This is a genomic window from Paenibacillus pasadenensis DSM 19293, assembly GCF_000422485.1.
Classification (GTDB): domain Bacteria; phylum Bacillota; class Bacilli; order Paenibacillales; family Paenibacillaceae; genus Paenibacillus_O; species Paenibacillus_O pasadenensis.
The window spans coordinates 101,969-122,752 of the sequence record NZ_KE383852.1 but is presented as its reverse complement, the minus strand read 5'-3'; the positions used below and the strand labels follow the sequence as shown (position 1 = coordinate 122,752).

The following is a 20,784-nucleotide window of genomic DNA, read 5'->3' as shown; positions in this document are numbered from 1 at the left end:
ATGGACGCTCAACAGAGTCAAGTCGATCTGCTCGTTTTCGGCGCCCATGCGGACGATGCCGAGATCGGCATGGGCGGCACGATCGCCCTCCATGCCCGGCAAGGGTGGCGCGTCGGCGTCTGCGACCTGACGCGCAGCGAGATGAGCTCGAACGGAGATCCGGTGCTGCGCGCCGAGGAGGCGGCGGAGGCTTCCCGCATCCTGGGCTTGGCCTATCGGGGCTGCCTCGGCTTGCCGGACCGCGGCTTGACGGGGGACTCGGAGCAGATCGCCGCCGTCGTCCGCGAGATTCGGCTCCGCCGGCCGCGCGTCGTCTTCGCGCCGTACTGGCAGGACCGCCACCCCGACCACAACGCATGCAGCGCGATCGTCGAGGAAGCCGTATTCAACGCCAAGCTGCGCCGCTGCATGCCGGAGCTGCCTCCGGTCCAGGTGGAGCGGCTCGTCTATTACTACATCAACGACCAGCGCGATATCGCCCTGACGGTCGACGTCACGGCGGAGATCGGGACCAAGCTCGACGCTCTGGCCGCCTATCGCTCGCAGTTCGAGGCTGCCGGCGGCGACCGCGTCGAGACGCCGCTGACGCAGGGATACGTGCAGCGGGTCGAGTACCGCGATTATTTGACGGGACAAGCCGCCGGCTGCCGCTATGCGGAAGGCTTCGCGCTGAAGCGCCCGCATCCGGTGTCGAGCTTTCTCGAAGCTTGATGATTAATGGCTCCGAGCCGCGAATACAATGATAGCATCAGGCATCCACGCCGAAGCCGGACCCGGTTCCGGCTTCACCCAGGAGGAACGATCATGTCCAGAAAACTGAAGATCGGCATCACGTGCTATCCGACCCTCGGCGGATCCGGGGTCGTGGCGACCGAGCTCGGCAAGCTGCTCGCGGAAAAAGGGCATGAAATCCATTTCATCACGCACAGCATTCCGTTCCGCCTCGGCCAGTTCCACAAGAACATCTTCTATCACGAGGTCGAGGTCAACCAGTATTACGTTTTCCGCTATCCGCCGTACGATCTGAGCCTCGCCAGCAAGATGGCCCAGGTCGCCGCGATGCAGAACCTGGATCTGCTGCATGTGCATTATGCGGTGCCGCATGCCGTATGCGCCTTCCTCGCCAAGCAGATGATGAACGGCTCCGGCCTGAAGACGGTGACGACGCTGCACGGGACCGACATTACGGTGCTGGCCCAAGACGAGTCGCTGAAAAGCCTGATCCGCCTCGCGATCAACGAAAGCGACGCCGTCACCGCCGTATCCAAGGATCTCATCCGCGAGACGCGCGAGCTGATGGACATTACGCGTGATATCGACCTGACGTACAACTTCGTCGACAAGCGCGTCTACTACCCGCGAGACACGGGCTCGATGCGGGATGACTACGCCTTGCCGCATGAAAAGATCCTCATGCATATTTCCAATTTCCGTCCGGTCAAGCGCGTCGGAGACGTCATTGATATTTTCCGCCGCGTCAATGAGCATGTCCCCTCGAAGCTGCTTTTGGTCGGAGAAGGGCCTGAACTGTCGCGAATCCAGTTTCAGATTCAGGAGATGGGGCTGGAGGACCGCGTCCATTTCCTCGGCAAGCAGGAGGATGTGGCGCAGATCATCTCGCTCGCCGACCTGCTGCTGCTGCCGTCCGAAAAGGAAAGCTTCGGGCTCGTCGCCCTCGAGGCGATGGGATGCGGCGTCCCGACGATCGGCTCGACCGCAGGCGGCATCCCCGAGCTTGTGGCGCATGAGCGGACCGGATTCCTGTCGCCGGTCGGAGATACGGCGGACATGGCCCGCAACGCCGTCCGCCTGCTGACGAACGAGGCGATGTATGAGCAGTTCCGCGAGGCGTGCATCAAGCGCTCCTGCGAGGAATTTTGCAACGACCGGATCACGCTCGAATACGAAAAGATCTATTACCGGGTGCTCGGACTCGAGGCGGAGCTCCCGATGCAGGCTTGCCGCGGATGAAAGGCGGAGCCATCCCGCTCGATCCGCAGATGCAAGCGGCGCTGCCGGTGCTGCTTCGGCTCGAGGAGGCCGGCTTCCAAGCGGTCTTCGTCGGCGGGTGCGTGCGCGACCTGCTGCTCGGCCTGCCTTTGCATGACGTGGACATCGCCTCCTCGGCGACGCCGGAGGAGGCGATGGAGCTGTTTCCCGATGCGATTCCGACGGGACTGCGGCACGGGACGGTGACCGTCCGGCACGGCGGACGGCTTTACGAGCTGACGACCTTCCGGACGGACGGCGAGTACGGCGATGCGAGGCGGCCGGACGAGGTCCGGTTCGTTCGCAGCCTGGAGGAGGATCTGCGGCGGCGGGACTTCACTATCAACGCGATGGCGATGGATCGGAGCGGAAGGCTGACCGATCCGTTCGGAGGCCAAGCGGATTTGCGGAACCGGACGCTGAGAGCGGTCGGCGCGGCTGAGGAACGCTTCGCCGAGGATGCCTTGCGGCTGCTGCGCGGCATCCGCTTCGCCGCCGTCTACGGGCTGAGCTTCGCTCCGTCCGCCTGGCGCGGGCTGAAGGCCGGGCGCGAAGGAATGCGGCTGATCGCGATGGAGCGGGTCGGCGCCGAGCTGGACAAGCTGCTGGCCGGCGGCGGGCTTGCCCGCGGGGCGGCGCTGCTGGCCGCGTCGGGGCTGGCGGATCGATTCAAGGAACCGATTCCGGCGCTGGCGCGGGCGGCTGGCGCCTGCTCTGCGCATGGACGCGGACTGGCCGCGCCGCTGCAGGCGGCGAGCCGGCTGCAGCGGCCGGACGACGGCTGGGCGGCGCTGCATCTGCTGCTGGGACTGACGGCAGATCAGGCGATGCAAGGCTTCGCGGACGAAGCGAAGATGAGCTTTGCGACGCTGCGGTTCAGCTTGGCCCGCCAGGAGCGGCTTGCCGCCGTGCTGGCGTTCCATGCGGGCGTGCAGCGGCTCGGCCGCGATCCGCAGCGGGACGGCTTGGCGCGGCTCGTGCTGGAGCTTGGCGAGGAGCCGGTCCGCGAGGGGCTGGCGTTTCTTGCCGCGGCGGAGCGGGCCGGCCTGGCGCCGCAGCTGTTTCCCGCCGGCGCGGCGCCGCCAGCCGCCCTCCTGAGCGGCTGGCTGGAGCAGCTGCCCGCCCGCACGCTCAAGGAGCTGGCGATCGACGGCCGGCTGCTGCAGCGGCAGCTCGGCCGCCGGCCCGGGCCTTGGCTGGGGCCGCTGCTGAAGCGGCTGCTGGAGGCGGTCATGCTCGGCGAGGCGCCGAACGAGACGGAAGCGCTGGCGAAGCTGGCTGTTTCCTGGATGGAAGGAGAGTAGGGACATGGATCTGGAAAGGCTGCTGGAGCTGTTCGAGGAATCGGGCGAGCGCTTTCGCTCCGGCGAGGAGGTGAGCCGCGAGCTCGGCGTCAGCCGGACCGCGGTATGGAAAGGCATCCGCCGGCTGCAGGACCAGGGCGTGGAGTTCGAAGCCTCGCGCAAGCTCGGCTACCGGCTCGTCGGCCGTCCCGAGCCGCTGGATGCGGAGTCGATCGGCGCGCAGCTGCGGACGGAGAGCTTCGGCCGCAGGCTTGTCGTGCTGGACAAGATCGACTCGACGCAGAACGTCGCCCAGCAGCTCGCGCAGCAAGGCGCCGAGGAAGGCACGCTCGTCATCGCCGAGCAGCAGCTGAGCGGCCGCGGGCGCATGGGCCGGGGCTGGGTGTCGCCGTACGGCAAAGGGCTCTGGATGAGCCTGATCCTGCGGCCGCAGCTGCCGGTCGGCAGCGCGCCGCAGCTGACGCTGCTGGCCGCGGTCGCGCTCTGCCGGACGCTGCGCGCGGAGACCGGGCTCGATATCGGCATCAAGTGGCCGAACGACCTGCTCGTCGACGGCCGCAAGCTGAGCGGCATCCTGCTGGAGTCGGCCGCCGAGGACGAGCGGCTCCGGCATGTCGTGGCCGGCATCGGCATCAGCGTCAACCTGAGCGAGGCCGACTATCCGCCGGAGCTGCTGGACAAGGCCGTCTCGCTGCGCATGGCCGCCGGCCGCAGCTTTTCGCGCGGCGCCCTGGCGGCGGCGTTCCTGCTCGAGTGGGAGCGGCTGTACCGGCTCTATTTGGCCGAAGGCTTCGGCTTGGTGCGGACGCTCTGGGAGGCGCTGTCGGTCTCGCTGCATCGCGAGACGGAGCTCCGCACGCCGCAGGGCGACATCGTCGCGACTCCGCTCGGCCTGCATGAGTCCGGCGCGCTGATCGTCCGGATGGCGGACGGTTCGGAGCGGACGCTGTTCTCGGCCCAGATGGGCGAGCCGATCCGGGCGTGATCGGCGTGCAAGCGCCTTCGGCCTTCGTTTACGCATGCGGCTCGATCTGCTATACTGGGTGTGACCAGGCGGTATCAAGGGCCGATAGGCCGGAACCGCACTGGCGCAGCCGGGCAGACGGCTCCATAAGTCTGCTGCTTCATAAGAAGGCATGAACGCGGGAGCGAGAGCTCGGCGCGCGGAGCCGCATGACGGACCGTGACGGCGAGAGGAGCGCTGCCGGCAGGACATCCTTTTTCGGGCTGGACTTTTTAGCAGAGGCTAAAAGGTTTTTTTGTGTTCACACTAAGCCAAGAGGTTCCGAAAGGGGAAAACGAACATGAAACAAGCGTTGACGACAACCAAGCTGCAGCGGATGAAAAGAGAGGGCGTGCCGATCACGATGCTGACGGCGTACGATTATCCTTCCGCCAAGCTGGCCGAGGAAGCGGGAGTCGACACATTGCTGGTCGGCGACTCGCTGGGCAATGTCGTGCTCGGCTACGACACGACCGTGCCGGTCACGCTGGAAGATATGATTTATCATGCGCGATCCGTCGCCCGCGGGGCGGCGAATACGTTCCGCATCGTCGACATGCCGTTCATGACGGCGCGGATCAGCCGCGAGCATACGCTGCAGGGAGCGGCGCGGCTCATGCAGGAAGGGCATGCCCACTCGGTCAAGATCGAGGGAGGCGCCGAGGTGGCCGAGCATGTGAAGGCTTGCGTCGATGCCGGCATCCCCGTCATCGGCCATATCGGCCTGACGCCGCAGTCGGTCCACCAGATGGGCGGCTACAAAATTCAAGGCAAGCTCGAGGCTGAAGCGGCCCGGCTGCTGGACGACGCGCTCGCGCTGCAGCAGGCCGGCGCCTATGCGGTCGTGCTGGAGCTCGTGCTCGGGCCGCTGGCCGAGGACATCTCGCGCCGGCTCGACATCCCGACGATCGGCATCGGCGCCGGCGCCGGCTGCGACGGCCAGGTGCTCGTCTACCACGACGTCATTCAATATGCCTCGCCCTATACGCCCAAGAAGTTCGTCAAGACGTATGCCGATGTCGGCACGCAGATCCGCGAGGCGCTCGGCGGCTTTGTCGAGGACGTGAAGGCCCGCCGCTTCCCGACGGAGGAGCATACGTTCGGCGTGTCCGCCGCGCAGCCGGCTGCCGTTTATGGAGGAGGCTCCAAATGAGCGTGCTGACGGAAGCGAAGCCGAAGGCGCCGATCGTCGCGCGCACGGTAGCCGAGCTGAAAGGGCTGCTGCGCGAGCGCCGCGAGCGCGCGCCCGGCCTGCAGACGGGCCTCGTGCCGACGATGGGCTATCTGCATGACGGCCACGGCAGCCTCATCCGCCGCAGCGCTGCGGAAAACGGGCTGACGGTGCTGTCGATCTTCGTCAACCCGCTGCAGTTCGGGCCGACGGAGGATCTGGACCGCTATCCGCGCGACGAGGCCCGCGATCTCGAGGTCGCGCGCCGCGAAGGGGCGGACATCGTATTCATGCCGAGCGTCGAGGAGATGTATCCTCGACGTCCGCTGACGCGAGTGCTCGTCAGCGACGTGACAGAGGCGCTATGCGGCGCCTCCCGGCCGGGCCACTTCGACGGCGTCGGCACGGTCGTCGCCAAGCTGTTCCACCTCGTCGCTCCGACGAAGGCCTATTTCGGCCTCAAGGACGCGCAGCAGGTCGCCGTCGTGCGTCAGATGGCCGACGACCTGAACTTCGACGTCGAGATCGTGCCTTGCCCGACGCTGCGCGAGCCGGACGGACTTGCGCTCAGCTCGCGCAACGTCTACCTGTCGCCGGAGCAGCGCGCCGAGGCGCTCGTGCTGTCGCGCACGCTGGACAAGGCGAAGCAGTGGGCGTCGGAGCCGGGCATGACGGCCGGCGAGCTGCAGCGCCGCGCGCGCGAAGCGATCTTGCGCTCGCCGCTCGCCGACATCGACTACGCCGAGCTGCGGCTGTACCCGTCGCTCGCCGCGATCCCTCCGGAGCAGCCGCTGAGCGCCGCGCTCGGGCAGTCGGAAGCGCTGCTGGCGCTCGCGGTCAAATTCGGCGGCACCCGGCTCATCGACAACGCGATATTTCCCAAGAAGGGAGCCTGAACCCGATGCAACGCACCATGATGAAATCCAAGCTGCACCGCGCGACCGTGACGGAAGCGAACCTGAACTATGTGGGCAGCATCACGATCGACGAGGACCTGATGGAAGCGGCCGATCTGTGGGCCAACGAAAAGGTCCAGATCGTCAACAACAACAACGGCGCCCGTCTGGAGACGTACGTCATTCCGGGACCGCGAGCCAGCGGGGTCATCTGCCTGAACGGCGCCGCCGCCCGGCTCGTGCAGCCCGGCGACAAGATCATCATCATTTCCTACGCTTCGATGGAAGAAGCGGAAGCCCGGACCTATCGGCCGCGCGTCGTCATTTTGAACGAGGACAACCGGCCGGCCGAGGTGATGGATCACGAGGTGCACGCCGTTATTCGGTAAGCGAGCTTCCTGATGCGTCCGCCTCAGGGAACTGCCGCCGCCGGGTATAGGGGGGGCGCTTCGGAAGCAGAATGAGGGTACGGCTTCGCAGCCGCGCATTTATGACGATTCCTTTCCCCTCATTCCATAGCCGAAGGCGGTGTGAACGGATGTTTGAGCCGATGTTTGCCGTCATGAACGAGATGCTGGACGACATCATGCTTCGCTGTCCCGGCTGCAGTCCGAACGAGCGCGAGCAGCTGCTGAAGCAGCTGATCCACCTTCGCGCGGCAAGCGATCAATTCATCGAGGAATGGCTGGCCTTCGAGGAAAAGCTGGCGGACTTCCAGGACGCTTATCCGCAGGAGGCCGCAGCCGCAGGCCTCGGCGGCGGCCTGTCCGGCCTGTCTCGCGCGAGCGAGCCGCAGTCCGGCCGCAGCCGAGGGGGCGAAGCCGCCGCTTCCCGCTTCGCCAAGCCTCAGCTGCCGCTCATGCAGGAGCCTCCGGGCTCTGGCGGCTCAAAGCAGCCCGCAGCCCCGGGGCAGCAGCCGCAGGCCGACACGGGACTGCTGCCCCCGGCGGCCGGCGTGCCGGAGCCGGTGTCGGACGAGGAGCTCGCGGCATGCGTCGCCAAGGGTCAAGGCTATTTCAACCTGTTCATGTTCCCCCAGGCGATCCGCCATTTCGCGGATGCGGTGCGGCTCGCCCCGGAATGCAATCTGGCTCGCCTGTACTTGGCGATGTCGCTCATGCACACGAAGCAGTGGAACGACGCGGAGCTGCATTTCAAGCTGCTCGCCACGCTGACGGAGCATCCGCGCTGGCAGGCGATCAGCTTCAACGCGCTAGGCTGCATCCAGGCGGTGCGGCTCAACATGGAGCTTGCGGAACGGCTGTTCCGTCAAGCGCTCAAGATGGATCCGAGCTTCGAGGATCCGGCTATCAACCTCAAGTCATGCCATCAGGCGCATGGGCCCTTATCCCTTTATTTCGGAAGCGCGGAGCTGACTTGATCGGAGAGGAAGATCGGCTGTCAATGAATTATGCGGTACTCGACGTGGAAACGACCGGGACGAACGCCTCGGAAGATGATCTCATACAAATCGGCCTCGTGCTGATGGACGAAGAGTTCAATGTCGTACAGACACTGAGCTCTTTCGTGCGTCCGAGCAGGGGGATCCCTGCCTTCATCACCCAGCTGACGGGCATCGACGACGAGATGGTGCGGGACGCTCCGGAGCCGGACGAGCTGCTGCTCGAGCTGATCCCGCTGCTGGACGATGCCGTGCTGGTCGGACATAATGTCGGCTTCGACGCCGGCTTCCTTAATATGGCGCTCGACCGCGCCGGCTATTCGCCGTTCGCCGGCCGCAGGCTTGATACGGTCGAGCTGCTGCGGATGCTGTTCCCTTCGCTGCCGTCGTATCAGCTCGGAGCCGTATCGGAGCAGTTCGGCATCCGCCACGACCAGCATCACCGGGCGGACAGCGATGCGATGGCGACGGCGATCCTGTTCTCGGAGTGCTTGAAAAAGCTCCGATCGCTGCCGCTGCTGACCGTCGAGCATCTGGCCTCCTTCATCCGGGACAGCGATCTCGGCTGGCTGCTGGCGCTCGAGCTTGAAGCCAAGCAGCTCCTCTCCGCGCTCGATACGGACTCCCACAAGTACTATCGCGGCGTGGCGATGTCGGCCGGGGACTGGACCGAGGAGGAGTCTGCCCGCGAGGAGGAGCAGGCCAATCCGCTTGCGGACGCCAGCTTCGAGGACTACCTGGAGATGGTCAAGACCGGCTTCGAGACGCTGTTTCCCGACTACGAGGAGCGCGAGGCGCAGACGACGATGTTCCGCGAAGTGAACGACGCCTTCGAGAACAGCCGGCATCTGCTGATCGAAGCCGGCACCGGCACGGGCAAATCGCTCGGCTATCTCATTCCTTCGCTCTATTTCGGAATCAAAAACGAGCGCAAGATCGTTATAAGCACGCACACGATCAATCTGCAGGAGCAGCTGCGCCAACGCGACCTGCCGCTGCTGCGCGACGTGCTGCCGTTCAAGTTCCGCGCAAGCGTCTTCAAGGGCCGGGGCAACTACATGTGCCTGCGCAAGTTCGAGACGCGGCTGCAAACGCTGGAGCTGGCGGCGGGCAGCGAGGAGCGGCAGACCGCCTCGCAGATGCTCGTCTGGCTCGGCGAGACGGAGACGGGCGACCAGGAGGAGCTGAACTTCGGCAACCGCGGCGCGGAGTTCTGGAACACGGTCTCCAGCGACGCGGATTCCTGCCTGAACCGCGCCTGTCCGTGGTTCAAGCGCTGCTTCTACCACCGGGCCAAGCAGGAGTCGAACCTCGCCGACATCGTCATCACGAACCACTCGCTGCTGTTCACCGACATCCGCGCCGACCACCGGCTGCTGCCTTCCTACGAATACCTCGTCATCGACGAGGGCCATCAGCTCGAGGAGGTGGCCGGCAAGCATCTGGGGCAGCAGCTCGGCTTTTACGGCTTCCTCAACCTGGCGAACCGGCTGGCCAAGGATTCGAGGAACGGCCTGCTGCCGCAGCTGCGCATGCAGATCCAGGGCGAGGATGCCGACGAGACGGCCAAATGGACGGAGCAGCTCGACGAGGTCATCCCGCGCTTCGGCTCGCTCAAGGATACGTGGGAAAAGCTGTTCGAGCTGCTGCAGGCGCTCGCTTCTCCGAGCGCCGGAGCCGGCGCGGCCGAGGCGGGACAGACGATCCTGCGGCTCAAGCCGGGAGCGCTCCCGAAAGCATGGGAAGCGATCGAGTTCGAGGAGTCGCTGTTTTTCAAGGAGATGAACCAGGTCGTCAAGGTGCTGGACAAGATGAGCTCGGACATGAAGGACAAGCTCGACGACCTGTCGCTGCAGGGCATGATCACCGACCTCGCCGGAGCGGTCAAGGACGCCGGGCGGATCCGCGACGAGCTCAAGGTGTTCGTGCGGGCGGACAAGCCGGAGATGGTGTACTGGATCGAATCCTATCAGAGCGCGAGGACCAAGAGCGTGCAGCTCCATACGGTGCCTGCCGACGTGAGCGCGCAGATCAAGGAGCATTTCTTCGACAGCAAGAAAAGCGTCGTCATCACGTCGGCGACGCTCACCGTAGGCAAGACGTTCCAGTACGCCGCCGAGCAGCTCGGGCTGGGCATCGGCGACGAGCGCCGGGCGCGCACGGTGCAGCTGCCTTCGCCGTTCCAGTACCGCTCGCAGGCGCTCGTCATGATTCCGCGGGACTTCCCCAAGGTGAAGGGAGCCGCGGCCGATCCGGCCTATATGGCCAAGCTGGTCGGCTCGCTGTCGGCGTCGGCCATCGAGACGGGCGGGCGGATGCTCGTCCTGTTCACGAGCTACCGGATGCTCAAGGAAGTGTACGAGCCGCTCAAGGAAGCGCTCGCCGGAGCGGGCATCCAGGTGCTCGGTCAGGGAGTCGACAGCAGCAACCGCAGCAAGCTGACGCGGCTGTTCCGCCAGCAGCCTGCCTCGGTGCTGCTCGGCACGAGCAGCTTCTGGGAAGGCGTGGACATTCCCGGCGACGCGCTCGTCTGCCTCGCGATCGTGAGGCTGCCGTTCCAGCCGCCGAACCATCCGCTGCAGGAGGCCAAGGCGGAGCTGCTGCAGGAGGCGGGGCAGAATCCGTTCATGAAGCTGTCGGTGCCGCAGGCGGTCATCCGCTTCAAGCAGGGCTTCGGCCGGCTCATCCGCACGACCCGCGACAAGGGCATCGTGCTGCTGTACGATACGCGCGTCATCGACACGTTTTACGGGAAGCACTTCCTCTATTCGCTGCCCGGCCCTAAAATTGAAACGATGCATGCCGAGCAGTTCACCTCCCGCATGAGGGAGTGGCTGCAGGGCGAACCGAAGGAGGCCGAGCAGCCATGAGCAAGCAGGGCAAACCGATATCCGAGGCGGTCGTGCGGCGGCTGCCGGTCTATCTGCAGGTGCTGAACGACCTGCACGTGCGCGACGTGCAGACCGTCAGCAGCCAGGAGCTCGGGCGCAAGCTCGATCTCAACCCCGCCCAGATCCGCAAGGATCTGGCTTATTTCGGCGAGTTCGGACGCAAGGGCGTCGGCTACGACGTCAACTATCTGATCGAGAAGATCCGCGGCATCCTGAAGCTCGACCAGCCGATGAAGGTCGCGCTCGCAGGCGCAGGCAACCTGGGCCACGCGCTGTGCAACTACAGCAGCTACGTCAAGGACAACATGAAGATCACGGCCGTGTTCGACGCGAGCCCCGCGAAGATCGGCAAGCGGATCAACCGGCTCGAGGTGCTGCCGATCGAGCAGCTTAAGGACAAGGTGCGGGAGGACGGCATCCAGATCGGCATCATCACGGTGCCGGCCGCGGAGGCGCAAAACGTCGCCGACCGCTTCATCGAGGCGGGCGTGACGGGCATCCTCAACTTCGCGCCGGTCGTGCTCAAGGCTCCGGACAAGGTGCGGATCCACTACGCCGACTTCACGACGCAGCTGCTGAGCTTGGCCTACTATATGGATAAAGACGGGACGGATGAACATGAGCAAATGGTGGATTGAAAACGGGACGTTCGTGACGATGGACGAAGCCCAGCCGGTCGTGCGCGGCCATATGGTCGTCGACGGCGACCGCATCGTCTATATCGGAGAAGAGCGTCCGCAGGAGGCCGACGAGATCTCCGTGCGGATCGACGGCAGCCGGCGCGTCTACATGCCGGGACTGATCAACACGCATGGCCACGCGGCGATGTCGCTGCTGCGCGGCTTCTCGGATGACGAGGCGCTGCAGACGTGGCTGCAGGACTACATGTGGCCGATGGAAGCGAAATTCACGGACGCCGACGTCAAGTGGGGCACCTCGCTGGCCGTGCTGGAGATGCTCAAAAGCGGCACGACGACATTCGTCGACATGTACGACCGGATGGATCAGGTCGCCCAGGTCGTGGAGCGCTCCGGCATGCGCGGCGTGCTGATGCGCGGCGCGATCGGCCTTTGCCCGGAAGAGGTGCAGCGCGAGAAGCTGGCGGAGGCGGTCCAGTTCGCCAAGGACTGGAACGGCGCGGCGGACGGCCGCATCGCGACGATGATGAGCCCGCACGCGCCGTATACATGCCCGCCGGCGTTCATCGAAGCGTTCGTGCAGGCGGCGCATGATCTCGACCTGCCGATGCATACGCATATGTCGGAGACGCGCGCCGAGGTCGAGCAGAACATGCGCGAGTACGGCCTGCGCCCGGTGGCGCATCTCGACCGTCTCGGCCTGTTCTCCCGTCCGAGCTTCGTCGCCCATGCGGTGCATCTGACGGACGAGGAGATCGCGCTGCTCGCCGAGCGCGGCGTCGCCGTCTCGCATAATCCGGCCAGCAACCTGAAGCTCGCGAGCGGCGTGGCCCGCGTGCCGGAGCTGCTGAAGGCCGGCGTCGCCGTCTCGCTCGGCACGGACAGCGCGGCGAGCAACAACAATCTCGACCTGTTCGACGAGATTCGGCTCGCCGCGCTCGTCCACAAGGGCGTCAGCGGCGACCCGACCGTCGTGCCGGCGATGCAGGCGCTTCAGCTCGCGACGCTCGGCGGCGCGGCGACGATCCGGCAGCCGGAGCTCGGCGCGCTGAAGGCGGGACTCAAGGCCGACTTCATCTCGCTGGACGCCGACCAGCCGCATTTCTACCCGCGCACGGACATCGTCTCCCATCTCGTCTATTCCGCTTCGGGACGCGACGTGCGCGACGTGTGGGTCGACGGACGCCAGGTCGTGCAGGGCGGCGTCTGCCTGCTGCTCGACGAGGAGAAGATCCTGGCTGAAGCCGAAGCCTGCTACCGCAGGCTCGCCGGGGCCTGATGGCCCGCAGCCGCAGCCCTCGCTGGTACTTTACCCGCCGGGGCTGGACGGTCGTCGCCGTGCTGGCGCTGATCCTGCTGCTGGCGCTGATCCATGCCGAGCTGCGGAGCATCCAGCAGCCGGTCTGGCAAGGCGAGGCGCAGGCGGCGAGCTTGGCCAAGGAGCAGGCGGGGCTGACGGAGGTCGCCTCCGCCGAGAAGTATGTGTGGGACGAGCCGCTCTGGATCGTGCGCGGCAGCACCGCCGAAGGCCGCCAGCTCGTCGTCTGGCTGCTGCCGGAGCGGGCTCCCTATGCCGAGAATGCGGCGGAGAGCGCGACGGAGGAGGACATCCGCGCCAAGCTGCTCGCGGCGAAGCCGGACGCCAAGCTGCTCCATGTCCGTCCGGCCTGGCATCAGGGCTCGCCGGCATGGGAAGCGTACTACTCCCGGACAACGGACCAGCTGCGCTACTTTTACGAGTTCTACGACTTCAAGACCGGCGCCGAACGAGCCACGTATTCCTTGACCGCCAAACGTTCTTCCTGATTTGTTCACATTTGCCTGCCCTCTATCAAAGTCGAAGTGATATACTCATCGTATAGCAATTGTGATATACTAGAAGCCATCACAAGGCGCGAATACGCATGAGGACGGCCAGTCCGCTGGCCGCTTCGATCCTAAAGGGGGCTTTTTGCTTTGATCAAATGGAGGCTGCTGCCTTTTCTCGCCACTGTCGCCGTGTCGGCCGCGCTGCTGTTCGGAGGCTGGTACGCCTATCAGCAGACCGCTGTCGAACGTCCGCTCAGCAAAGCCGTACAAGCGCTGCCGGGCGTGTCATCCGCCCAACCCTCCCTTAGCCAGGATGTCGTCACGGTCAAGCTCACGCTGAACGGCGGAGCCGACCTTCGAACCATATATGAGCAGATCTTGCGTCAAGGCGCCTCGGTCATCGGCTCCCGCAAGCTGGTGCTGCAGGTCGACGGGCCGACGAGCCCGAAGCTGGAGGAGATCTGGTCGAGCCAGCTGTTCACGATCGCCGAAGCGATGGAGAACCGGGAGTACTCCCGCATCCCCGACGCGCTGGCGGCCATGCAAAAAAGCCATGAAGGACTTCGGGCGAAGTCTTCCATGGATCAGGCGAACGTTTATGTGACGCTGGAGTACGGCACGGATACGAAGTATGTCATTCTGCCCCGCGCGGGCGAGACGATGGGGGTATGGCCCAATGCCTAAGTACAGCGCCGAGATCGGCGCCGGCTTTTTGACCGCTCTGCTGGCCTTTCTGCTGTTCCGCGGCGTCAATGTCGTGCCGCTGCTGCTTGCCCTGTCGCTCGTCGGCGTGCTGTTCTTCGCGCTGCGCTCCAAGGGGCAGCTCGCGGCGGCAGGCGGCAGGCGGGACGCGACGGTCAAGACGTCCAAGCCTTTTTCCTTCGACGATATCGGCGGCCAGGACCGCGCCAAGGTCGAGCTGATCGAGGCGCTCGACTTTCTGGTCAAGCATGAGGAGATCAGCAAGCTCGGCATCCGTCCGCTCAAGGGCATCCTGCTGACCGGCCCTCCGGGCACCGGCAAGACGCTGATGGCCAAGGCGGCGGCGCAGTATACGGATTCGGTCTATCTCGCCGCCTCGGGCAGCGAGTTCGTCGAGATGTACGTCGGCGTCGGCGCGGGCCGCATCCGCGACCTGTTCAAGGACGCGCGCAAAAAAGCGCAGAAGGCCGGCAAGAAAAACGCCGTCATCTTCATCGACGAGATCGACGTCATCGGCGGCAAGCGCGACGGCGGCCAGCACCGCGAGTACGACCAGACGCTCAACCAGCTGCTGACCGAGATGGACGGCATCCATACGAACGACGCCCCGCGCATCCTCATCATGGCGGCGACGAACCGCAAGGAGATGCTCGACTCCGCCTTGCTGCGTCCGGGCCGCTTCGACCGCCATATCGGCGTCGAGCTGCCGGACAAAAAAGGCCGTCTTCATATCTTAACCATCCATGCCAAGAACAAACCGCTCGACGAGGCGGTCAGCCTCGACAAGATCGCCGAGGAGTCGTTCGGCTTCTCCGGCGCGCAGCTGGAGAGCGTGCTGAACGAGGCGGCGATCTATGCGATGCGCGAGAGCAGCGAGTCCGTGCGCCAGGAGCATCTGTCGATGGCGATCGACAAGGTGATGATGGGCGAGAAGACGGACCGCGAGTCCACCAAGGAGGAGCGGGAGCGGGTCGCGATCCACGAGCTCGGACATGCCATCGCCGCCGAGCTGGTGCGTCCGGGCAGCGTGTCGCAGGTCGCGCTCTCGCCGCGCGGAGGGGCGCTCGGCTACGTGCGCCACAATCCCGCGCAGGACCATTACCTCTACACGAAGGACTACCTGGAGTCGCAGATCATGATCGCGCTTGCCGGCGCCGCCGCCGAGGAGATGTTCTACGGCGGGCGCAGCACGGGCTCCAAGGGCGACTTCGACCAGGCGCTGAGCATCGTGCGCACGATGGTCGAGTGCGGGCTCACCGAGGCCGGCATCGTCGAGGACCGGATGCTGACGCCGGACCGCTGGGCGCAGATTACCGGCGGGGTGCTGGAGGGGCTGATGGCGCGCACCAAGGAGCTGCTCGGCTCGCGCCGCCCTCTGTTCGAGCACAGCCTCGCCATCCTGATCGAAAAAGAGACGCTTGGCGGCGAGCAGTTCCGCGAGCTGCTGCGCGAGGAGCAGCTCGTCGGCGCCTGAGCCGTCGGCAACGTCGCTTGACCTATGGATACATCCATCACAGACGGGCCGCCGGCCCGTCTTTTATGCTGTCTGGGGAGGCGCTCGGGCAGCGGCCGAGCGATGCGGCCAGGAATGCGCCAGACCGGGTCCGATTAGGGCGGATCTGTGACTTCCCATCGCCGCGCTGACGCATAAAAATCCAGCAGCGGCGCGGATTTTCGGTCACCGGATTGTGCAAAATACAGATCCGGGAACATTGTGCAGCAGCCCCTTGGAAAGGTATAATAAGGGGCGGCTTTAGAGAGAATAGAGGCTTTTCAGATTGGAGCGGACCTACTGTGAATTTTAGAAAGATCGGTGTCATCGGTGCCGGCACGATGGGCCAGAGCATCGCCGAAATGCTTGCGTACAAAGGCATGGACGTATTCCTCATGGAGCTTACGCCGGCCAAGCTGGAGCAGGGACTTCGCAGCATCGAGATCAGCCTGGACAAGCAGATCGAGAAATGGGCGCTGACGCAGGCGGAGAAGAAGCTGATCCTGAACCGCATCCACGGAGTGTCGGACATGAGCGACTTCTCCCAATGCGAGCTCATCATAGAGACGATCACCGAGGACCTGGAGCGCAAGAAGGCGATCATCGCCGCGGCGGACCGCGCCTGCCCGCCGGACGTCATCCTCGCGAGCAATACGTCGACGCTGTCGCTGACGGAGCTGGCGAGCGCGGCGGCGCATCCGGAGCGCGTCATCGGCATGCACTTCGTCTATCCGGTGTTCAAGGTCGATCTCGTCGAGATCGTGCGCGGCCTGCGCACGTCGGACGCGACGTTCAAGTCGACCAAGGGCTTCGTCGAGCAGGTGATCGACAAGAAGGGCGTCATGGTGTTCGAGTCGCCGGGCTTCATCACGACGCGGCTCATCTGCCTGTTCATCAACGAGGCGCTGCACATCCTCGAGGAGGGCGTCGCGTCGGTCGACGACATCGACAGCGCGATGCGGATCGGCTACTCGTTCCAGCACGGGCCGTTCGAGATGGCCGACCGCTTCGGCCTCGACTCCGTGCATGCCGCGCTGGAGTCGATGTTCCGCGAGTACGGCGAGCTGAAATACCGCCCGTCGTTCATTCTCAAGAAGATGGTGCGGGGCGGACAGCTCGGCGTCAAGAGCGGCGCGGGCTTCTTCACTTACGATGAGGACGGTGACCGCGTATGAACATTCTCGTCATCAATGCGGGCAGCAGCTCGCTGAAGTACCAGCTGTACGACATGAAGGACGAGTCCGTGCTCGCGAGCGGGCGCGTCGAGCGGATCGGCATGGACTCCTCGATCGTCACCCATGAGCCGGAGGGCCGTCCCGAGGTGCGGATCGTCGACGAGATCCTGGAGCATACGAGCGCGATCAAGCGCGTGCTGGACATGCTCACCCATCCCGAGCACGGCGTGCTGCGCTCGGTGCAGGAGATCGACGCCGTCGGCCACCGCGTCGTGCACGGCGGCGAGGCGTTCAAGGAATCGGCCGTCGTCACGCCGGAGACGAAGCTGGAGATCCGCAAGCTGTTCGACCTGGCGCCGCTGCACAACCCGGCCCATATGATGGGCATCACGGCCGTCGAGGCGGTGCTGCCGGGCGTCACGCAGGCCGTCGTGTTCGACACGGCGTTCCATCAGACGATGCCGCAGCAGTCGTATCTGTATCCGGTGCCGATGGTGCTGTACAAGCGCCATGCGATCCGCCGCTACGGCTTCCACGGGACGAGCCACGCCTATGTCAGCGAGCGCGCCGCCGAGGTGCTCGGCCGTCCGCTGGAGGAGCTCAAGCTCGTCAGCTGCCATATCGGCAACGGCGCGAGCGCGACGGCGATCCTGCACGGCAAGTCGTTCGACACGAGCATGGGCATGACGCCGCTCGAGGGCCTCATGATGGGCACGCGCAGCGGCGATCTCGATCCGGCGATCGTGCCGTACACGATGAACAAGGAAGACCTGACCCTCTCCGAGGTCAACTCGATGCTCAACAAGCATAGCGGCCTGCTCGCCATCTCCGGGCTCAGCAGCGACATGCGCGAGATTACCGAGGCGATGTTCGACGGCGACAAAAACGCGAAGCTCGCCTTCGAGATGTACGCCTACCGGGTCAAAAAGTACATCGGCGCCTATGCGGCGGCGATGAACGGCATCGACGTGCTGCTGTTCACGGCCGGCGTCGGCGAGAACTCCGTCGTCCTGCGCGAGCATGTGTGCGACGGCCTGACGTTCCTCGGCATCAAGCTGGACAAGGAGCTCAACGCCCAGCGCAGCAAGGAGGCGCGGGTCATCTCGACGCCGGACTCGTCCGTGGCCGTCATGGTCGTGCCGACGAACGAGGAGCTGCTCATCGCCCGCGACACGTTCAAGCTGGCCCGTCAGCGCGGAGCGGAGCAGGCCTGATCCATTCCAGATCCATCCACACGAAAGGGGCCAACCGCCATCATGAATGATTCCCTCGTCACCATCCGAGAAGTATCCGGCCATGTCGGCCAAAGCGTGCGCATCGGCGCATGGCTGCAGCGCAAGCGCTCCAGCGGCAAGATCGCCTTCCTGCAGCTGCGGGACGGCACCGGCTTCATCCAGGGCGTCGTCGCCAAGACCGAGGTGAGCGAGGACACCTGGGAGCAGGCGGGCAAGCTGACGCAGGAAAGCTCCCTGTACGTGACCGGCCTCGTCAAGGAGGAGCCGCGCAGCCCGTCCGGCTACGAGCTCGTCGTCGAAGGCATCGAGATCATCCAGGTGACCCAGGAATACCCGATCACGCCCAAGGAGCATGGCGTCGACTTCCTGATGGACCACCGCCATCTGTGGCTGCGCTCGCCCAAGCAGCGCGCCGTGCTGACGATCCGCGCCGAGATCAAGCGCGCGGTCAATGAATACTTCGATACGAACGGCTTCACGCAGGTCGATCCGCCGATCCTCACGCCGACGTCGGCGGAAGGCACGACGAACCTGTTCCATACGAAATATTTTGACGAGGACGCCTACCTGACGCAAAGCGGACAGCTGTACATGGAAGCGGCGGCGATGGCGCTCGGCAAGGTGTACAGCTTCGGCCCGACGTTCCGCGCCGAGAAGTCCAAGACGCGCCGCCATCTGATCGAGTTCTGGATGATCGAGCCGGAAATGGCGTTCGTCGACCTCGAGCAGTCGCTGCGCATCCAGGAGCAGTTCGTCGCCCATGTCGTCCAGAGCGTCGTGAACAACTGCCGTCCGGAGCTGACGACGCTGGAGCGCGACATCTCCAAGCTGGAGGCGATCCAGGCGCCGTTCCCTCGCATCACGTACGACGAGGCGATCGACTTCCTCAACAACAACGGCTTCGAAGTGCCGTGGGGAGAGGACTTCGGCGCTCCGCACGAGACGGCGATCGCCCAGGCGCATGACCGTCCGGTGTTCATCACGCACTATCCGGCCTCGATCAAGTCGTTCTACATGAAGCCGGACCCGAACCGTCCGGAGGTCGTGCTGTGCGCCGACATGATCGCGCCGGAAGGCTATGGCGAGATCATCGGCGGCTCGCAGCGGATCGACGATCCGGAGCTGATGGCGCAGCGCTTCGAGGAGCATAACCTGCCGCTCGAGGCGTACCAATGGTACATGGACCTGCGTACGTACGGAACGGTGCCGCACTCCGGCTTCGGCCTCGGCCTGGAGCGGACGGTCGCCTGGATCTGCGGGCTGGAGCATGTGCGCGAGACGATCGCGTTCCCGCGCACGCTCTACCGGCTGTATCCTTGATGCGGCCTGGCGACCGGGGCAGCAGCGTCAGCGGCAGCGGCAGCGGCGCCCATGCCGAGGCGCTCGCCCGCGTCATGGGCGAGGGAGGCGTCTTCCTGCCGGCGCTGCTGCTCCGCTCCTATCGCGAGCTGGGGCTCGGAGACGCGGACTTCATGCTGCTGCTGCAGCTGATGGCGTTCCGCGATACGGAGCGCAATGACTTTCCGACGCCGGAGGAGCTTGCCACGCGCCTCGGCATCTCGCCGCGCTCGGTGCAGCAGCAGCTCGGCCGCCTCATGAAGGAAGGCTTCCTGCGCATCGACGAGACGCTCGACAGCGTCAGCGGCATCCGCTACGAGCGCTACAACTGGCAGGGCTGGCTGGAGCGCGCGGCCGAGTGGACGGCGGAGGCGGACCGTTCCGCCTCCGCGCCGGCGGCGCCGAGTCCGCGTCCGGCTGCCGCTGCCGCCGCGACGGACCTGTTCTCGGTGTTCGAGCAGGAATTCGGCCGTCCGCTCTCCCCGATGGAGTGCGAGCGCATCAGCATGTGGCTGGACCAGGACCGCTACAGCGACGAGCTGATCCGCTTCGCGCTGCGCGAGGCCGTGTTCGCGGGCAAGCTGCATTTCACCTATATCGACCGCATCCTGCTGGAGTGGAGCCGCAACCGGGTCACCACGCCGGAGGAAGCGCGCGTCCACAGCCGCAAGTTCCGCGGCGGAGCCAAGTGAAGATCCGGTTTTGCCGGCGCAACCTGAAGCTCCTGTCCAAGCCCGCCTACCGCAGGCTCAAGGACGAGCCCGGCATCGAGCTGCGCAAGTCGCCCTGCCTCGGCAGCTGCCGGCTGTGCCGCGAGCGCTGCTTCGCCGTCGTCAAGGGCCGCGTCGTGCAGGCCGGCCAGCCCAAGAAGCTGGCCCGGCGCGTGCTGGAGCGGGTCGAGAAGGAGCGCCGAAACTAGCCCTATCCGCATCCAAGGAGGAATTCCGATGAATGACCAGCTAGCCGCTTCGCTCAACGACCAGATGAACTTCGAGTTCTACTCCGCCCATGTGTATCTCGCCATGGCGGCGCATTGTTCCGGGCAGAGCCTGGAGGGCTTCTCCAACTTCTTCCTCGTCCAGGCCGAGGAGGAGCGCTTCCATGCGATGAAGATCTACAAGTTCCTCAACGACCGCGGCCGCCGCGCCACGCTGCAGGCTTTGCGCGAGCCGAAGAACGAGTACGATTCGATGCTGGACGTGTTCGAGCACGGCTACCGGCACGAGCAGCAGAATACGAAAAACTTCTACCATCTGGCCGACCTGGCGCTCGACGAGCGCGAGCACGCGACGATCTACTTCCTGAAGTGGTTCATCGACGAGCAGGTGGAGGAGGAAGCCCTCTTCGACGGCATCATCCAAAAGCTCAAGCGGATCGAGTCCGACAGCAACGCCTTCTACATGCTGGACGCCGAGTTCGCGAACCGCTCGTTCACGCCTCCGGCGGAATAGAGCCGGTTCCATTCGCAACCGAAAAACGAAGCCCGTCTCCAGCTGGAGGCGGGCTTCGTTTTTCAGCATGGCTCAGCGTCGAGGCAGACGGCGGATGAGCACGAGCAGCAGCATGATGATGATCCATGGCGCCGCGTAGTCGGTCAGCCATTCGAACGTTTCTTTTGTCGATGCCCTATCTCCGTTCAGCCAGCCGGCGGCGAGCACGATCAGCACGAAGGCGGGAAAAATCCAGATGCCGTAGGCTCTCCCCAAATGAGGTCCCATTCCGATTGCTCCTTTCCAAGG

The 20,784-nt window shown here is 65.1% G+C and carries 21 protein-coding genes; 20 read left to right on the top strand and 1 reads right to left on the bottom strand.

Annotation, left to right across the window (positions count from 1 at the left end; translation table 11 throughout):
- The 20 genes from bshB1 to H582_RS0118545 all read left to right on the top strand — a co-directional run bounded on the left by bshB1 (nt 1) and on the right by H582_RS0118545 (nt 20,496).
- The gene (bshB1, locus tag H582_RS0118640) at nt 1-711 is read left to right on the top strand and encodes a bacillithiol biosynthesis deacetylase BshB1 (RefSeq protein ID WP_028599743.1); all 711 of its coding nucleotides are present in this window, start codon (nt 1-3) and stop codon (nt 709-711) included.
- Between the two features lie 93 nt (nt 712-804).
- Entirely contained in the window at nt 805-1,971 is a 1,167-nt protein-coding gene (bshA, locus tag H582_RS0118635; RefSeq protein ID WP_028599742.1) for an N-acetyl-alpha-D-glucosaminyl L-malate synthase BshA, read from the top strand.
- Nucleotides 1,968-3,293, top strand: a complete 1,326-nt coding sequence (locus H582_RS0118630; protein ID WP_043111588.1) for a CCA tRNA nucleotidyltransferase — start codon at nt 1,968-1,970, stop codon at nt 3,291-3,293. Before bshA ends, H582_RS0118630 begins: the two co-directional genes overlap by 4 nt.
- A 4-nt stretch (nt 3,294-3,297) precedes the next feature.
- Nucleotides 3,298-4,278, top strand: coding sequence for a biotin--[acetyl-CoA-carboxylase] ligase (locus H582_RS0118625; RefSeq protein ID WP_028599740.1), 981 nt, complete (start codon nt 3,298-3,300; stop codon nt 4,276-4,278).
- 319 nt (nt 4,279-4,597) lie between these two features.
- Entirely contained in the window at nt 4,598-5,449 is an 852-nt protein-coding gene (gene panB, locus H582_RS0118620) for a 3-methyl-2-oxobutanoate hydroxymethyltransferase (protein ID WP_028599739.1), read from the top strand.
- The gene (panC, locus tag H582_RS0118615) at nt 5,446-6,363 is read left to right on the top strand and encodes a pantoate--beta-alanine ligase (RefSeq protein ID WP_052333423.1); all 918 of its coding nucleotides are present in this window, start codon (nt 5,446-5,448) and stop codon (nt 6,361-6,363) included. The genes panB and panC overlap by 4 nt, the downstream gene beginning before the upstream one ends.
- 5 nt (nt 6,364-6,368) lie before the next feature.
- Nucleotides 6,369-6,752 (top strand): aspartate 1-decarboxylase, encoded by a 384-nt coding sequence (gene panD / locus H582_RS0118610; RefSeq protein ID WP_028599737.1) that lies wholly within the window; start codon nt 6,369-6,371, stop codon nt 6,750-6,752.
- 149 nt (nt 6,753-6,901) lie between these two features.
- Nucleotides 6,902-7,744 (top strand): hypothetical protein, encoded by an 843-nt coding sequence (locus H582_RS30325; RefSeq protein ID WP_052333422.1) that lies wholly within the window; start codon nt 6,902-6,904, stop codon nt 7,742-7,744.
- A gap of 23 nt (nt 7,745-7,767) precedes the next feature.
- Entirely contained in the window at nt 7,768-10,635 is a 2,868-nt protein-coding gene (gene dinG, locus H582_RS0118600; RefSeq protein WP_028599736.1) for an ATP-dependent DNA helicase DinG, read from the top strand.
- Nucleotides 10,632-11,294 carry a redox-sensing transcriptional repressor Rex gene (locus tag H582_RS0118595; protein ID WP_028599735.1) on the top strand — a complete coding sequence of 221 codons (663 nt, stop codon included), beginning with the start codon at nt 10,632-10,634 and terminating at the stop codon, nt 11,292-11,294. The genes dinG and H582_RS0118595 overlap by 4 nt, the downstream gene beginning before the upstream one ends.
- Entirely contained in the window at nt 11,269-12,573 is a 1,305-nt protein-coding gene (locus H582_RS0118590) for an amidohydrolase (RefSeq protein WP_028599734.1), read from the top strand. Before H582_RS0118595 ends, H582_RS0118590 begins: the two co-directional genes overlap by 26 nt.
- Nucleotides 12,573-13,100 (top strand): cell wall elongation regulator TseB-like domain-containing protein, encoded by a 528-nt coding sequence (locus H582_RS0118585; RefSeq protein WP_028599733.1) that lies wholly within the window; start codon nt 12,573-12,575, stop codon nt 13,098-13,100. Before H582_RS0118590 ends, H582_RS0118585 begins: the two co-directional genes overlap by 1 nt.
- Before the next feature lie 150 nt (nt 13,101-13,250).
- Entirely contained in the window at nt 13,251-13,787 is a 537-nt protein-coding gene (locus tag H582_RS0118580; protein WP_052333421.1) for a hypothetical protein, read from the top strand.
- Entirely contained in the window at nt 13,780-15,279 is a 1,500-nt protein-coding gene (locus tag H582_RS0118575) for an AAA family ATPase (protein ID WP_028599731.1), read from the top strand. The genes H582_RS0118580 and H582_RS0118575 overlap by 8 nt, the downstream gene beginning before the upstream one ends.
- Nucleotides 15,280-15,599: 320 nt before the next feature.
- On the top strand, nt 15,600-16,472 hold the full coding sequence (locus H582_RS0118570) for a 3-hydroxyacyl-CoA dehydrogenase family protein (protein ID WP_028599730.1): 873 nt from the start codon (nt 15,600-15,602) through the stop codon (nt 16,470-16,472).
- Complete coding sequence (locus tag H582_RS0118565) at nt 16,469-17,686, top strand: acetate kinase (RefSeq protein WP_028599729.1); 1,218 nt, start codon at nt 16,469-16,471, stop codon at nt 17,684-17,686. The genes H582_RS0118570 and H582_RS0118565 overlap by 4 nt, the downstream gene beginning before the upstream one ends.
- 42 nt (nt 17,687-17,728) lie before the next feature.
- Nucleotides 17,729-19,027, top strand: coding sequence for an asparagine--tRNA ligase (gene asnS / locus H582_RS0118560; protein ID WP_028599728.1), 1,299 nt, complete (start codon nt 17,729-17,731; stop codon nt 19,025-19,027).
- Nucleotides 19,027-19,737 carry a DnaD domain-containing protein gene (locus H582_RS28410; RefSeq protein WP_043111606.1) on the top strand — a complete coding sequence of 237 codons (711 nt, stop codon included), beginning with the start codon at nt 19,027-19,029 and terminating at the stop codon, nt 19,735-19,737. The genes asnS and H582_RS28410 overlap by 1 nt, the downstream gene beginning before the upstream one ends.
- Entirely contained in the window at nt 19,734-19,964 is a 231-nt protein-coding gene (locus tag H582_RS0118550) for a DUF1450 domain-containing protein (protein ID WP_028599727.1), read from the top strand. Before H582_RS28410 ends, H582_RS0118550 begins: the two co-directional genes overlap by 4 nt.
- Before the next feature lie 28 nt (nt 19,965-19,992).
- Nucleotides 19,993-20,496, top strand: coding sequence for a ferritin (locus tag H582_RS0118545; protein ID WP_028599726.1), 504 nt, complete (start codon nt 19,993-19,995; stop codon nt 20,494-20,496).
- A 72-nt stretch (nt 20,497-20,568) separates the two neighbouring features.
- Here the strand turns inward: H582_RS0118545 and H582_RS0118540 are convergent, their stop codons facing one another.
- On the bottom strand, nt 20,569-20,763 hold the full coding sequence (locus H582_RS0118540; RefSeq protein WP_028599725.1) for a hypothetical protein: 195 nt from the start codon (nt 20,761-20,763) through the stop codon (nt 20,569-20,571).
- Between the last annotated feature and the right edge of the window lie 21 nt (nt 20,764-20,784).